The organism is Desulfobacterales bacterium, from assembly GCA_029211065.1.
Lineage (GTDB): Bacteria > Desulfobacterota > Desulfobacteria > Desulfobacterales > JARGFK01 > JARGFK01.
The window spans coordinates 1-14,968 of the sequence record JARGFK010000029.1; the positions used below are offsets into that span (position 1 = coordinate 1).

Annotated in this window: 13 protein-coding genes and 1 other RNA gene; 7 read left to right on the forward strand and 7 right to left on the reverse strand. The window is 50.5% G+C overall.

Annotation, left to right across the window (positions count from 1 at the left end):
• Nucleotides 1-255: 255 nt before the first annotated feature.
• The 3 genes from dnaK to ffs form a co-directional block, all read right to left on the reverse strand.
• Complete coding sequence (dnaK, locus tag P1P89_08410; GenBank protein ID MDF1591519.1) at nucleotides 256-2,175, reverse strand: molecular chaperone DnaK; 1,920 nt, start codon at nucleotides 2,173-2,175, stop codon at nucleotides 256-258.
• 71 nt (nucleotides 2,176-2,246) lie between these two features.
• The gene (gene grpE / locus P1P89_08415; GenBank protein MDF1591520.1) at nucleotides 2,247-2,816 is read right to left on the reverse strand and encodes a nucleotide exchange factor GrpE; all 570 of its coding nucleotides are present in this window, start codon (nucleotides 2,814-2,816) and stop codon (nucleotides 2,247-2,249) included.
• Between the two features lie 277 nt (nucleotides 2,817-3,093).
• Nucleotides 3,094-3,342, reverse strand: an RNA gene (gene ffs, locus P1P89_08420) — signal recognition particle sRNA large type.
• Between the two features lie 222 nt (nucleotides 3,343-3,564).
• On the opposite strand from ffs, the gene P1P89_08425 reads away from it, so the two are divergent.
• The 6 genes from P1P89_08425 to P1P89_08450 all read left to right on the forward strand — a co-directional run bounded on the left by P1P89_08425 (nucleotide 3,565) and on the right by P1P89_08450 (nucleotide 10,221).
• Nucleotides 3,565-3,957, forward strand: coding sequence for a DUF3568 family protein (locus P1P89_08425; GenBank protein ID MDF1591521.1), 393 nt, complete (start codon nucleotides 3,565-3,567; stop codon nucleotides 3,955-3,957).
• Nucleotides 3,929-5,398: a tRNA lysidine(34) synthetase TilS gene (gene tilS, locus P1P89_08430; GenBank protein MDF1591522.1), complete on the forward strand. Its 1,470-nt coding sequence runs from the start codon at nucleotides 3,929-3,931 to the stop codon at nucleotides 5,396-5,398. The genes P1P89_08425 and tilS overlap by 29 nt, the downstream gene beginning before the upstream one ends.
• 248 nt (nucleotides 5,399-5,646) lie before the next feature.
• Complete coding sequence (gene ftsH / locus P1P89_08435; protein MDF1591523.1) at nucleotides 5,647-7,497, forward strand: ATP-dependent zinc metalloprotease FtsH; 1,851 nt, start codon at nucleotides 5,647-5,649, stop codon at nucleotides 7,495-7,497.
• A 99-nt stretch (nucleotides 7,498-7,596) separates the two neighbouring features.
• Nucleotides 7,597-8,472 (forward strand): dihydropteroate synthase, encoded by an 876-nt coding sequence (gene folP, locus P1P89_08440; GenBank protein MDF1591524.1) that lies wholly within the window; start codon nucleotides 7,597-7,599, stop codon nucleotides 8,470-8,472.
• Nucleotides 8,473-8,492: 20 nt separating this feature from the next.
• On the forward strand, nucleotides 8,493-9,401 hold the full coding sequence (locus P1P89_08445; GenBank protein MDF1591525.1) for a CdaR family protein: 909 nt from the start codon (nucleotides 8,493-8,495) through the stop codon (nucleotides 9,399-9,401).
• A gap of 55 nt (nucleotides 9,402-9,456) precedes the next feature.
• Nucleotides 9,457-10,221 carry a type III pantothenate kinase gene (locus P1P89_08450; protein MDF1591526.1) on the forward strand — a complete coding sequence of 255 codons (765 nt, stop codon included), beginning with the start codon at nucleotides 9,457-9,459 and terminating at the stop codon, nucleotides 10,219-10,221.
• Nucleotides 10,222-10,540: 319 nt separating this feature from the next.
• On the opposite strand, the gene P1P89_08455 is transcribed toward P1P89_08450, so the two are convergent.
• From P1P89_08455 to P1P89_08470, 4 genes are all read right to left on the reverse strand, one after another.
• The gene (locus tag P1P89_08455) at nucleotides 10,541-11,200 is read right to left on the reverse strand and encodes a zinc-ribbon domain-containing protein (GenBank protein ID MDF1591527.1); all 660 of its coding nucleotides are present in this window, start codon (nucleotides 11,198-11,200) and stop codon (nucleotides 10,541-10,543) included.
• 21 nt (nucleotides 11,201-11,221) lie between these two features.
• Nucleotides 11,222-12,388 carry a PilT/PilU family type 4a pilus ATPase gene (locus P1P89_08460; GenBank protein ID MDF1591528.1) on the reverse strand — a complete coding sequence of 389 codons (1,167 nt, stop codon included), beginning with the start codon at nucleotides 12,386-12,388 and terminating at the stop codon, nucleotides 11,222-11,224.
• Nucleotides 12,389-12,404: 16 nt separating this feature from the next.
• On the reverse strand, nucleotides 12,405-13,487 hold the full coding sequence (locus tag P1P89_08465; protein MDF1591529.1) for a type IV pilus twitching motility protein PilT: 1,083 nt from the start codon (nucleotides 13,485-13,487) through the stop codon (nucleotides 12,405-12,407).
• A 98-nt stretch (nucleotides 13,488-13,585) separates the two neighbouring features.
• A complete protein-coding gene (locus P1P89_08470; GenBank protein ID MDF1591530.1) occupies nucleotides 13,586-13,885 on the reverse strand; it encodes a YggT family protein in 300 nt (99 codons plus the stop codon).
• 225 nt (nucleotides 13,886-14,110) lie between these two features.
• Here P1P89_08470 and proC point away from each other — a divergent pair, with 225 nt between their 5' ends.
• A complete protein-coding gene (proC, locus tag P1P89_08475) occupies nucleotides 14,111-14,962 on the forward strand; it encodes a pyrroline-5-carboxylate reductase (GenBank protein ID MDF1591531.1) in 852 nt (283 codons plus the stop codon).
• Nucleotides 14,963-14,968 lie beyond the last annotated feature (6 nt).

The window sequence follows — 14,968 nt, forward strand, 5'->3', positions numbered from 1 at the left end:
CTTTACGAAAAATAGTTTGACAATTACTTCTCAAGGCCCACCAAACCCTACTTTACAAACTGACCGAGAATTGCTGGAAAATCATAAAAAAACCCACGGCCCTTTGGGACCGCGGGTTTTTTGTGATTTTTAGATGTGATGTATTCCCCTCGCCGAAGCTCAACTGAGCGTAGGCGGGTTAAAGCTACGGCGCAATTCCGCTTTGATACCCCGCTGCTGGTCGAAGATCCCGGTTTATCGGGGCTGCGGGGAGCTTCATTTCTTATCGTCTTTTACTTCCTCAAAATCGGCATCCACCACATCATCATCAGGCTTAGAGGCGCCGGGTTGATCGCCGCCCTGGGGCCCGGCCTGCTGGCCGCCGGCCTTGGAAGCCTGCTGGTACATGGCTTCCGCCAGCTTATGGGATGTCTGGGTGAGTTCTTCCGTCAGTCGTTTGATTTCATCCGGGTCTTCACCTTCCATGGCCTTTCTAAGGGATTCAATCGCCGCCTCGACCTTGGTTTTGGTCTCCGCGTCAACCTTGTCGCCCAGTTCTTTAATCGATTTTTCGGTGGAATAGATCATGGCATCGGCCGTGTTGCGGGCTTCCACCAGGACTTTTTTCTTTTTGTCATCATCTGCGTGGAGTTCGGCATCTTTGACCAGCTTGTCAATTTCTTCCTGGGACAGACCGCTGGAAGCCGTAATCTGAATCGATTGCTCCTTGCCGGTGGCCATGTCTTTGGCCGAGACATTTACGATTCCATTGGCATCGATATCAAAGGTGACTTCAATCTGCGGGACGCCTCTGGGCGCCGGCGGTATGCCCACCAGTTCAAAACGACCCAGGGTTTTATTGCCAGCAGCCATTTCCCGTTCACCCTGAAGCACATGAATCGATACAGCCGGCTGGCTGTCGGCGGCAGTCGAAAAAGTCTGGCTCTTCTTGGTGGGGATGGTCGTGTTTTTTTCGATCAGACGGGTCATGACACCCCCCAGGGTTTCGATGCCCAGGGAGAGAGGGGTAACATCCAGAAGCAGGACATCTTTAACGTCCCCTTTCAGAACACCTCCCTGAATAGCGGCGCCGATGGCAACGACTTCATCCGGGTTAACGCCCCTGTGGGGCTCTTTGCCGAAGAGTTTTTTAACCCGTTCCTGAACGGCCGGCATGCGGGTCATACCGCCCACAAGGATGACCTCATCCAGCTGACTGGCGGAAAGTCCGGCGTCTTTAAGGGCGGTAATGCAGGGCCGTTCAAGCTTGTCGAGCAGGTCGGACACGAGGGACTCCATCTTGGACCGCTTCAATTTGATATTCAGGTGCTTGGGTCCGCTGGCGTCGGCGGTGATGAAGGGGAGATTCACATCGGTCTCAACAGAAGCGGACAGCTCCATTTTTGCTTTTTCAGCCGCTTCTTTCAATCGCTGCAGCGCCATTTTATCATTGCGGATGTCGATGCCCTGATCTTTTTTAAATTCCGACGCCATATAGTCGATAATTCGCAGATCAAAGTCTTCGCCGCCCAGATGGGTATCGCCATTGGTGGCCTTTACTTCGAAAACACCGTCGCCGATTTCAAGAATGGAAACATCAAATGTGCCGCCGCCGAGGTCAAAGACCGCAATCTTTTCATCTTTTTTCTTGTCGAGGCCATAAGCCAGGGAAGCTGCCGTGGGCTCATTGATGATCCTGAGTACATTCAATCCGGCGATTTTGCCGGCATCTTTGGTGGCCTGGCGCTGGCTGTCATTGAAATATGCCGGCACGGTAACGACCGCATCGGTCACTTTTTCCCCCAGATAATCTTCGGCCGATTTTTTAATGTTTGCCAGAATATAGGACGAAATCTCAGCAGGGCTCAACTGCTTGCCGCGAACATTGATGTGGGCATCCCCGTTGGCGGCCTGTTCGATCTTATAAGGCAAAATTTTAATGTCGTTCTGTACTTCCGGTGAAGCGAATTTCCGGCCGATGAGTCTTTTGACTGCAAAAACCGTATTTTCGGGGTTTGTGATGGCCTGGCGCTTGGCTATCTGCCCCACCAACCGCTCACCACTGCTGGAAACGGCAACAATAGATGGGGTTGTGCGGCCGCCTTCGGCATTGGTGATAACTTTGGCTTCATTCCCCTCCATGATGGCCACGCAAGAGTTGGTGGTGCCCAAATCAATTCCGATTACCTTACCCATGTGTTTTCCTCCTTAAAATTGTATATATTCTGTCAGGTTTTTATACGTTAACCTAAATTTAATGATAGTATTTACTTTGAAACCACTACCATGGCCGGCCGCAGCAGCCGATCATGGAGCAGATACCCTTTTTGCAGTTCTTTAGTGACGGTCTGGGCCGGAGCATCGCTCGTTTCCTCCTGCATGACAGCCTGGTGAAACGCTGGGTCAAAGGCCTGTTCCAGCGCCGCAATCGGTTTTACTCCGAATTTATCAAGAATTTTCAGTATTTCATCCAGGGTCATCTGAACCCCTTCGATCACGCAGAGGTTCGAATTTTTATCGTCGCAAGATGAGTGGATGGCCCGCTCGAGGTTGTCAACCACGGCAAGTAATTCCATGATCAAAGAGTCATTTGCATATTTTCTGAAATCATCCATCTGACGGGCGGTGCGTTTCTTGTAATTTTCAAGTTCAGCCGCATTTCTCAGGAAACGGTCATAATTCTCTTTGGCTTCCTGCTCTTTTTCTTCCAGTTTGGTCTTCAGCTCTTCAATCAGAAACGCACTTTTTTTCTTTTCTTTTTTAGTCGTATCCGCTTTTGGTTCAGCTGCTGTGTCCCTATCTGCGGTTTCGGCTTGCTTTATGGCTTTTTCAGTCATCAGACGGTGCTTTCTCCAAAAATATAAGGGGTATACCCAAAATAAAAAGAATGCGGGGCAACACCCGAAAATAAATCACAAAATTCAAATAAATCCCTTTGACTTTTGACCAGAAAAATAAGACTGTTTGTAACGATGTCAAGGTGTTAATTGCGATGTTTGTTGCTTTCGGCAGTTTTTTTGAAAGGGGCGGTTTGTCTGCCGTTCAACCTCTCGGCGACCAACGGAAGTCTGGCGGATGTTCACCGGCCACAAAAGGCGGAACATGGTAGAATGGTTGTGCACCCCCTATCGTATTTCATCTGAAAAAAGGGAGTCAAAAATAGGCCGGGGTCAAACCACGACACAAACCGCATCATTTATCGCTGCTTCCTTCCGGACCTGACGAGGTTCATGACCGTCTGTTGCGCGGCGTCCGGCCGGTATGACTTGCCGAATTTCAGAAAATAAATCCTCTAGGGGGAATTCAGCCCCGCATAAAGCGGATTTCGGGACAAGGGCACCGCTAACTCCCCGCCTAGCACAACCGGTTAGGTTTATAGTCGTTAAAAGCGGTTTTATCAAGAGAAAACACGGTCGGCATCGATGGGGAGTGAAAAAAAGAAATATCACAAAATAACCATTCATTTATCCGGCGGCACACCATATCAAGTGTTTTTCATTGACTTGAAAGGGGCTTTGTCGTAGCCTGTCAATATTAAAATATTTCGGGTAAATAGACGAGGCCATTGCCAATGGAAGGAAAAATATGAAAACGATATCAATGATAGCAGCGTTATTGGCCTGTATTATTGTTTTTACGGGTTGTGTCGCGCTGGTCGCCGGTACGGCCGCCGGTGTCAGTGTATATACCTATATAAATGGCGAATTGAAACGTTCCTATCCGGAATCGTTTGATAAAATTTACGCCATATGCATCGACACCCTCGAAGGTCTTAAGATCAATATCGAGGAAAAAGAATCGGACGGGATTGGCGCCACCATCAATGCCAAGCGGGTCGACGGGACACCTGTCTGGGTAAAGGTCTTTATGATTACCCCAAAAATCACCGAGGTGTCCGTCCGTTCAGGTGTGGTGGGCGTATGGGACAAAAAAGTTTCCGAGTTGATTCATGCCAGTATCGCGCAAAGGTTGCCCTAACAAACTCATTCGTGAAACCGAACGGACGATCAAAGCATATGGAATGTTTCAGCCCGGCGATTCTGTTCTGGTTGGGGTTTCCGGCGGGCCGGATTCAGTTGCACTGCTCTATGTGCTGAACATGCTCGCGTCCCGGCTATCCCTGGGACTGGGAGTCGCACACCTGAACCATTGTTTGCGTAAAAAAGCGTCAGATCAAGATGCCGCCTTTGTCGAATCCCTCGCAAAAAAATTAGACCTTCCCTGTTATATCCAGAAAACGGATATACGGGCCTATCAGCACCGGCACAAGCTTTCCCTTGAAGAGGCGGCCCGCCAGGTTCGTTATACCTTTTATAAAAGCGTCGCAGGGGCGCACCGGTTTGGCAAGGTCGCCCTGGGGCATCATTCGGATGATAACGCCGAACTGGTATTAATGTATCTGTTTCGCGGGAGCGGGGCCCTGGGCCTTGGGGGGATTCCGCCCGTGCGCGATGCGGCGATTGTTCGGCCGTTTATCGAAGTGGGGCGGTCTGAAATAATGGAATTTTTAGATCAGAACGGTCTTGAATATGTTTGTGACCGATCCAATCAGGATGTGCGGTTTTTGCGCAACCGGGTGCGCCAGGAGCTGATCCCGCTCTTAAAAAAAGAGTATAATCCAAAGATTGTGGATTCCCTGAACAGGGTTTCGGCCATTTTAAGATCGGAAGACGAATGGCTGGAAGCACTGGTGGCACCCCTTTACGACCAGGTCATAGCTGCTGCGCAAGAACATAAAATAACCCTTTCGGCTCTAAAGTTGGGCCGCCTGCCGTCAGCTGCCGTCAGACGGATCGTCCGGCGGGCGATAGCTGCCATCAAGGGAGATTTGCGCCGAATCAGCTTCAGGCACATCCATGCAATTAGGCAGCTGACAGCGTCCGGCCCGGAGATGAAGCGGCTGGATCTTCCCGACCGGATCTGCGTCCGGCGCGAAGGTGAACACTTGGTTTTTTCAAAGGAAGCAATGCCGCTGCGTCAACTTGGTGGTTCATCCGGAGCGGCGCAATCGATTTCAAGAGCGCCGGATTATAGTTATGAAGTCAGGGAGCCGGGCATATTGCTGATCAGGGAGATCGATTGCTGTCTGACGTTTGAGGCGGTGGACAAAAAAAGGCTAAAGAATTTTCGTCAAGCTGGACATTCCACCGCTTTTCTTGATATGGATAGATTGCACTTTCCGTTGAAGGTCAGAAATTACAGATCCGGAGATTGTTTTACCCCGCTGGGGATGACGGGAACTCAAAAGATAAATAAATATTTTATCGACAACAAGGTCCCGCGAGCCGAAAGGCGCCGGTGTCCGCTGCTGCTGAGCGCCGGGAAAATTATCTGGGTCGCGGGGCATCGCATCGCTGAATCGGTCAAAATTTTGCCGACAACCCAAAGCGCCTTAAAAGTGGAACAGGTGCTTGCCTAACGGTTAATGATGATTAATATGGTGCCAGGGTTTTTAAAACAACCCGTTGTCGGGCGAAAATACATCCATAGAATCGTCGCATTTATACCGCTTTTCATCATAAAGTTCCGTAACAATGAATTGCGGTATAAGGGGTTGTAGAAAAAAACGTTGGGGATAACGAAACGTTTTTTTTGACAACCGATATAAGCGCTTAAGCTGATTCAGACAACCGTTTTATTATAAACATAGTGGGGAGGACCGTTCATTTGAATCCGTTTTACAAAAATTTGGCATTATGGCTTGTGATCACCCTGATGATGATCATGCTGTATAATCTGTTTAATCAACAGCACGTGACGGAAGCAAAAATCAGTTACACGGATTTTCTCGGCATGGTTGAAAAAGGGCAGGTTGCCGAGGTCGTGATTCAGGGTCAAGACCTTTTTGTAACTGATGAAAATCGAAACCGATATAAAATTTATGCGCCACCGGACGGCGACCTGATTAAAACCCTCCGACAAAAGGGTGTATCCATTCAGGCCAAACCCCCCAGCGAGTCTCCCTGGTACATGTCCATTCTGGTTTCCTGGTTCCCCATGATTGTGCTCATCGGCATCTGGATATTTTTCATGCGTCAGATGCAGTCCGGCGGGGGTAAGGCCCTTTCTTTCGGTAAAAGCCGGGCCCGGCTCTCATCCGATCAGTCCGCCAAAGTCACATTTGCGGATGTTGCCGGCATCGATGAAGCCAAGGAAGAGCTGGGTGAAATTGTCGAGTTCCTGCGGGAGCCCAAAAAGTTTACCCGTCTGGGGGGGCGCATCCCCAAAGGGGTCTTGTTGATGGGACCTCCGGGAACGGGTAAAACCCTTCTGGGACGCGCCATCGCCGGGGAAGCCGGCGTGCCTTTCTTCAGCATCAGCGGGTCGGACTTTGTGGAGATGTTTGTGGGCGTGGGTGCATCCCGGGTGAGGGATCTTTTTGTTCAGGGCAAAAAAAACGCCCCCTGCATCATCTTTATTGATGAGATCGATGCAGTCGGCCGGCACCGCGGCGCCGGCCTCGGCGGCGGCCATGATGAAAGAGAACAGACCCTGAACCAGCTCCTGGTTGAAATGGATGGATTTGAATCCAACGAGGGCGTCATTTTGATCGCCGCCACCAACCGTCCCGATGTACTGGATCCCGCCCTGCTGCGGCCGGGCCGTTTCGACCGGCAGGTGGTTGTTTCGCTGCCGGATATCAGGGGCCGGGAAAAAATCCTTGCGGTCCATATGCGCAAAACACCGATTGCCGCGGATGTCAATGCCTTAATCCTGGCAAAAGGAACACCGGGTTTTTCAGGTGCCGACCTGGAGAACCTCGTTAATGAGGCCGCTCTGCTGGCGGCCAAAAGAAACAAAGAAAAAATTGAAATGGTCGACTTTGAGGAATCCAAGGACAAAGTCTATATGGGTCTGGAGCGCAAGTCGAAAGTTATTTCGGATGAGGATAAAAAAACCACGGCATATCACGAAGGCGGACATGCCCTGGTGGCTCGGTTTCTCCCCTTTACCGATGCCGTCAACAAGATCACCATTATTCCCAGGGGGCGGGCTGCCGGCGTGACCTGGTTTCTGCCCGAAGAAAGAGATTTTAAATACAAAGACCAATTGGAGAGCGAGCTTGCCGTGGCCTTTGGCGGACGCGTTGCCGAAGAAATCGTTTTCAAACGCATCAGCACAGGGGCTTCCAACGATATTAAGCAAGCCACCGAGCTTGCCCAGAAGATGGTGCGGGCCTGGGGCATGAGCGAAAACCTGGGACCGCTCTCTTACTCCAAAGATGAAGAACATATCTTTCTGGGACGTGAAATCGCTCAGCACCGGGATTACTCTGAAGAAACCGCCCGCAAAATCGATGCAGAAGTGAACAACCTGATCATCAATGCGTATAGACGCGCCAAGGAAGTTTTGGAAGAAAATATCGATGTTCTTCATAAACTGGCGGAGAACCTGCTTGAAAAAGAGACGGTCATGGGGGCTGAACTGGATGCGCTTATAAAGACAATGAAACCGGAATTTCAGCGGCCGTCTAAGCCGGCGGAAGAAACGGATAAAAAAGAAAATTCCGAAAGCTAAAACGGTCTTATCTTGTTCATTATCCCCTCAGGCTGCCGGCAATCCGTTTGTCAACGGCCGTAGATCCTTTTTGAGGGCGCCGGGTAAAAACCAATAGTCATGGGGATACACACATTAGCCTGGGGGGCGCACTGCCTCTCGTTCGGCCGACGGACCAATATCATGGGGGTTTTAAATGTTACCCCCGATTCATTTTCCGACGGCGGCCGATTCTATCCGTGCGATCTGGCTGTCGCCCAGGGCCTGAAACTGGTTCAGTCCGGCGCCGACATCCTGGACATCGGCGGAGAATCGACGCGTCCGTTTTCCGAACCGCTCTCCGCCGAAGAGGAAATCCGGCGCGTTCTACCGGTGATTAAAAAGCTCTCCCCTCAAATTTCCATTCCGATTTCCATCGATACCACCAAAGCCCGGGTGGCCCGGCAAGCCCTTGAGGCCGGGGCCGCCATGATCAATGATATCGGCGCGCTGCGCCTTGATCCGGACATGGCAAGGGTGGCCGCGGAATATCAGGTGCCGATTATTCTGATGCATATGAAGGGGACCCCTAAAACCATGCAGGTCGCACCCCGTTATGACAACCTGATGGCGGAAATTAAATCGTTCCTGTCGGAAGCTGCCGCCCGGGCGCAGGCAGGCGGAGTCCCCGGAACGCACATTATCATTGATCCGGGGATCGGTTTTGGTAAAACATTTCATCACAATCTGGCCATCATCAACCGGCTATCTGAACTCAAGTCCCTGGGCTTTCCCATTCTGGTGGGGCCGTCCCGAAAAGCGTTTATTCGAAACATTCTCAAAGGCGAAGGCGACGCGGATATCGATCCGGATTCCGAACTTGTGGAAACAGGCACCCAGGCCGCGATTGCTGCAGCGGTCATAAGGGGGGCCGACATCGTCAGGGTGCATGATGTTGCCCGGACCCGGCCGACCGCAGCGATTTGTGACGCGATTAAAAAGGCATCGGGCGATTGACCAGCCGCAGGAAATTGCCAATGATTCGATCCGGCCAGTTGAAATGGATTTTTGTCCTTGGGCTGATGGGGCTCTGTTTTGTCTTGCTGTGGCCCGGCATGACAACGGATGAAGTCGACTGGTATGTCCCAATCGAAATTGAAAACCTGCCTAAGGGGTTGATCGCAATCCAGTCGCACCCAAAGGGGGTTGAAATCCGGGTACGCGGACCCCGGACGGTTGTTCAAACCCTTTCTGACCAAAAAATTGAATACCGCTTAAATCTGGGAGACGCAACACCCGGAATGCATGCTGTCGTTATCGACCCCAATTTAATCGGGCTGCCAAAGGGCCTGAAGATCCGGTCGGTAAATCCTTCCCGGTTTTCAGTTAAGATCGAAAACGAGATCAACAAAGAATTGCCTGTCAGAGTATCTTTTCAGGGAGAACCTGCCCCCGGTTTTTTTATTGCCGATGCGCTCGCCATACCGGATGCCGTTGTTTTGCGAGGTCCTGAAAGCGTCTTGGCGCCCCTGACGAAAATAGAAACAAAGCCGATTGACGTGGGCGGTTTAAATGAAACGTTCAGAAAAGAAGTACCACTTGATTTGGCCGAAGGGCTTGATGTAGTTTCAGCTTCCCGGCTGACGATGGTTGCGGTTACCGTCGCCGAGAAAGTTACAACCAAAAAGATGGAAAATGTGCCGATTCAGGGAAAAAACACACGTTATCGGTACCGGATTTCACCGGCCACGCTAAGAATCGTCGTAAAGGGACCGGCACAGGTCCTTGAAAAGCTGGACGCAGCCCGGGACATAAGCGTAACGGTGGATCTAAAGGGATTGGCTCCGGGTACGTATACGAAAAGGGCGGCCTTTACCCTGCCGGTCCAAGCGACCCTGGTTAGCGCTGAGCCGGAAGAGTTTAAAGTAACGCTGACGGTCCGTTAGCCCGGATATTTCATGAAAAGTTTTCAGCAAGAATTAAAAATTAAGGATTGCAGCGATGATTTTTGTCATTGATGTGGGCAACACCAATACCGTTATGGGTATTTTTAAGGGCGAAAAGCTGGTCAAGGATTGGCGTATCCGGACGGAAAGAAACGCAACCGAAGATGAGTTTAATGTCCTGGTAACCGGGCTGTTTAACGGCAGCAACATTCCCTTTCAGGCGGTGGAAAAAACCATCATTTCCAGTGTGGTGCCGCCCATGGTTAAGGTCCTGGAAGCGTTCTGCCGAAAATACCTGGGACGGGCGCCGCACTGGGTTGATGCCAAATCAGCCGCCGGCATGCCGATTCTCTATAACAACCCGGCTGAAGTGGGCGCGGACCGGATTGTCAATGCGGTGGCCGCCTTTAACAAGTATAAAACCAGTCTGATCGTGATTGATTTCGGCACGGCCACAACCTTTGACGTGATTTCTGCAAAGGGCGAGTATCTCGGCGGCGCCATCAGTCCCGGCATCATGATCGCAGCCGAGGCGTTATATAAAGAAACATCCAAGCTGCCCCGGGTTGAAATTATTGTGGCGCCGGAAAATGTCATCGGCAAGGATACAGAAAACAGCATCAAGTCCGGCGTTATTTATGGTTATGCCGGGCTGGTGGATGGAATGGTGCGGCGAATGAAAGCTGAAATGGGAACGACCCCTAAAGTTATTGCCACCGGCGGGCTGGCGACACTGATGCATGAAGTTGCCGAAACGATCGAAGCGATCGAGCCGGATCTAACCCTGAGGGGGCTGAGGATCATCAGCGAACATATTTGATTCTAATTTGAGAAGCTGGTCCTCAAGGCGAGGTCAGAGTTCAATGGCTCTTTCTTGAAGCGAAAAGACTCTAAATCCGAAGCACGAAACCCGAAATCCGAAACAAAACTCAATGACCAAAATTCAAATGATCAAAACGGATTTGTTTTTTTGTGCATTTGATATTTGGATTTACCCTTCGACTTTGCTCAGGGCGGTGAGCCAGCCGAACTGTTTCGAATTTCGAGATTCGAATTTCGGGCTTTGCCGACGCAACCACACAAATCATACCTTCTGGGCTTAGATCAAAGCCGGGTTTTCCGGATCCGGAATTTTTACTTCAGATTCGTCCGGTCTTACGCATCATTTCTTTATAGATCCGGTAAAAGTAATCGTTGTCGGTGAGGCCCCGCCGCAGGATCTTGTCAAAGTCCTTGATATTACTGAAATTTATAATGATATTAACGCTTTTGTTGAAAGCCATCATATTGTCCATGGTACGAAACCGGTTGCTGATCAGGACAACGAACATGTCCCGTCGGATAGACATATTCAAGCGCTCAATAAAGATCAGTACCCCATTCCTGTCCGGGTCGGCCGTGTCAAATTCCTCGTTGGCCAGAATCAGATCGTAATTATGATAGCGCATCTTTTTGAGTGCGTCTCTGGCGTTTTCTGCGTCGGTAATATGATAGTCCAGGGCCGTCAGGGCGTTGCTGATGGTTTTTTTGACGCCGGGGTCCGATTCGCAGACAAGAGCGGTCTTGCCTTCTTCCTCAACGAAATCAAATGGCTTATCAGACGCATCGTAAGTCTCAGAAGCCGCTGCTGAAGAAGACATCTCGGGCTGATGCGGCGTTTCTTCCGGTGAGGCCGGCGGCCCTCCCACCGTTATTTTCTCTTTACATTTGGGACAGCGGAGGATTGCCACCTTGTCTGTGGGAATCTTTTCGTCCGGGATCTTGAACTTGCTTTGACATTTATCACAGGTAATATCCATGATGCCAGAACCTACTCCTCTCTATTTTTTCTTGCCGTATTTTGCGTCCATCACAAGGTCATCGATGTCTGTTGTGGCTTCACCGCGTGAGCTTTTAACCTTATCAATACCGCGGCCGACGATCCCCTTGCGGGATGAATAGGCCAGGGCGGTTTCTTCGGTGATGAGCCCTTTTTCGTACAGACCGACAATGTAGTCGTCAAAGGTCGTCATTCCAAAGGCCTTGCCGGCCTGCATGATTTCATAAAAAGTTTTGCCTTCAGACTCACCGTGCAGAATGGCATCGATAATTCTGAGGTTCGATCCCAATATTTCAAATGCAGCCACCCGCCCGCCGCCGACCTTGGGGAGGAGCCGCTGACAGACGATCCATCGAACCGTGTCGGCCAGGCGAATTCGGATTTGGTTCTCCTCTTCGGTGGAAAACATGCCGAGAATGCGGTTGATGGTTTGACCGGCGTCAACGGTATGAAGGGTTGACAAGACCAGGTGGCCGGTTTCAGCAGCGCTCATTCCGATTTCAACAGTTTCGCGGTCGCGCATTTCTCCAACGAGGATAACTTTGGGCGCTTGGCGCAGGGCTGCACGGAGTCCACTGGAAAATGCGTCGAAATCCGTACCCAGTTCACGCTGGTTGAAAGTGGATTTTTTATGAGGGTGCTGATATTCAATGGGATCTTCCAGGGTAACGACATGAAGCGATTTGTTGTTGTTGATTTCATCCAGTGCCGCTGCCAGAGAGGTCGACTTACCGGAGCCGGTTGCGCCGGTTACAAAAACAATCCCGTTTTTTTCCTGGGCGATTTTGTAAAAAGCCGGCGGCAGGTTGAGCTCCCTGATGGTCGGTATTTTGGATTCCAATTTTCGTAATACAATGGAATAGTTGCTGGATTGTGAAAAGATGTTAACCCGGAAGCGGGCCTTGCCGGCAAGGGCATAGGAGAGGTCGCAGGATCCTTCATTGAGCAGTATTTCCGTCAGACGGCGATCCTGATTGATGAGATTCATGGCAAAAACTTCAGTCTGAAAAGGAGTGAGCTCTCTGAATTCAGGTTCCAATTCCACACCCACCAGTTCGCCGGCGCTTTCAACCTGAAGCGGTTTTCCGACGGTTAAGTTCAGGTCGGATACGTTATTATGGGAGTCCAGCATCTTTGTCAAGATATGATCTATTTCCTGTTTTTTCATAATAGCACCCCAACTGCTAAGCTTCGGTAAAGTCGGCCGGCGGTGTTTTTAAAAATGGCCGGAAACGACCCTTGTCGTTTGATTTGGCATATGCCTCGTCCGCACTTATCCGCCGTTTTTCAAGCAGTTCCATAATGGCGTCATCCAGAAGCTGCATGCCGTATTTCTTGCCGGTCTGTATCATGGAGTTGATCTGATGGGTTTTGGCTTCGCGGATCAAGTTGCGAACGGCCGGGTTGGCGATTAATATTTCAAGCGCCGGGACGCGGCCTTTCACGTCGATGCGCTTAAAAAGAACTTGGGCAATGATCGCCCGCAGACCATCCGACAACGTTGAGCGGATTTGGGGCTGCTGGCTGGCCGGAAAAACTTCTATGATACGATCGACGGTTTTGGCGGCACTGGAAGTATGCAGTGTTCCAAAAACAAGGTGGCCGGTGGAGGCGGCCTCGATGGCCAGCGAGATGGTTTCCAAATCTCTTAATTCCCCCACCAGTATAATATCCGGATCCTCGCGCAATGCCCCCCGCAAGGCCGCACTGAAAGTCTTGGTATGAAGACCGACTTCACGATGATTGACGATGCACGCCTGGCTTTCATGCACAAATTCGATGGGGTCTTCAACGGTGATGATGTGGTCTTTGCGTGTTCGGTTGGCCACGTCGATAATGGCTGCAAGGGTCGTCGATTTGCCGCTTCCGGTGGGGCCGGTCACCAGGACCAGCCCCCGGGGGAGTCCGGCAAGCTTTGACATGACCGGCGGCAGCCCCAGCTTTTCAGCCGTCATGATTTTACTGGGAATTTCTCTAAAAACCGCGGCGACACCATATTTCTGCATAAAGAAGTTGGCCCGGTATCTTGCCAGCCCCGGGATTTCATACCCGAAATCCGCGTCGCCGGTTTCCTCGAATAATTTGACCTTGTCTTCCGGGGCAATTTCATAAAGCATCGATTTTAACTCGTCATTGTCAAGGTTTTTATACTTCACCCGCTCCATATCGCCCCGGATTCTTAGAGCAGGCGGCTGTCCGGATACCAGATGAAGGTCAGAGGCCCCCTGGTCGTTCATCAGTTTGAAAAAAGCATCAATTTTAGCCATCTGTGACTCCTAATCTTAGGTAAAACATTTCGGTTCTAAATCCCGGATGAAAAACAACCCCTGTTCCCCATTCGATAATATGGATTTCCGTACTAAAATTACAGCAGCGAACTTGAAAATCTAAAAAGACTGCTGACGACAAATGTCCGCAGAAATATCACGCCCAAGAAGACGATAATCGGGGAAAAATCTATGCCGCCGAAACTGGCGGGTAAAAAGGTTCGGATACGATATAAAACCGGTTCCGTTATATTATGAATAAATCGAACAATTGGATTGAAGGGGTCGGGGTTTACCCATGATAAAACCGCACGGGCAACGACTATCCACATGAAACAAAGCAGGACAAGATCCAGTATCTTTGCAATTGCCATTAAGAAATAGCCGAAAACAAACATTCAGAAAAAAACCTTTGATAGCGGAAAAACACCAGCGATAAATCTTGATTTGTGAGCCCAAGGAATTATACTTGGTTAAATTAATTATATTTTTGTTAATAAGTCAAGATATTTTGAGGCAAAGGGATTGACATCCCGAACGGGTGAACGCTATGGTGGAAGACCTTAACCCGGTTGTTCCATGAAAACTTTTCAGCAAATTTTAAATCAAAGGGGAGTGAACGCTTGACAAAAATCGAAAAAAAAATAGGGGTGTTGGGTGCGGGAAACATGGGCGAAGCATTTGTGGGGGCCCTGGTACGATCCAAGGTTTCAGAACCTGCCATGATCGCTATCAGTGATGTTCGCAAAGAGCGCCTGGATTTTATGCATGCGACATATGGCGTTATGCCGTTTGCAGACAATTTTAAGCTTTTTAACGACTGCGCTGTTGTGATACTTGCCGTCAAACCGCAGCAAACAGATGAGGTGCTGCAACAGATTGCCGGTCACTCCGGATATGGGATAGCAGCGCGGAAACTGTTTATTTCAATAGCGGCGGGCATACCGATCCGTAAATTGGAAGCATTACTATATAGTCCCCTGGATGAAGGCATGCGCATAAAGCTGCCGATCATTCGGGTCATGCCGAACACGCCCGCGCTTGTTTTAGCCGGCATGTCCGGTATGAGCGCCAACGCGAATGCCACCCCGGAGGATCTTGAGACGACCCGGACGATTTTGGGGGCTTTAGGAAAGGTCATGGCGTTCAAGGAGGCCGACCTGGATGCCGTAACCGCCCTTTCCGGTTCAGGGCCTGCCTATGTTTTTTATTTTATCGAATCCATGATAGCAGGCGGCCTGGCAGCCGGACTCGAACCGCATGCTGCCGAGACGCTGACGCTGCAGACGCTGAAGGGGGCTTTAAAGCTGTTGCGGGAACGGAAAGAGCCGCCGGAAGAACTGCGCCGCAAGGTTACATCACCCGGCGGCACGACCGAGGCCGCCCTCAAGGTGATGGAGGCCCAACAGGTTAAACAAAACATCGTTGCGGCAATTGTTGCAGCCGCCCGGCGATCGCAAGAACTCAGCCGCTGATGTCGG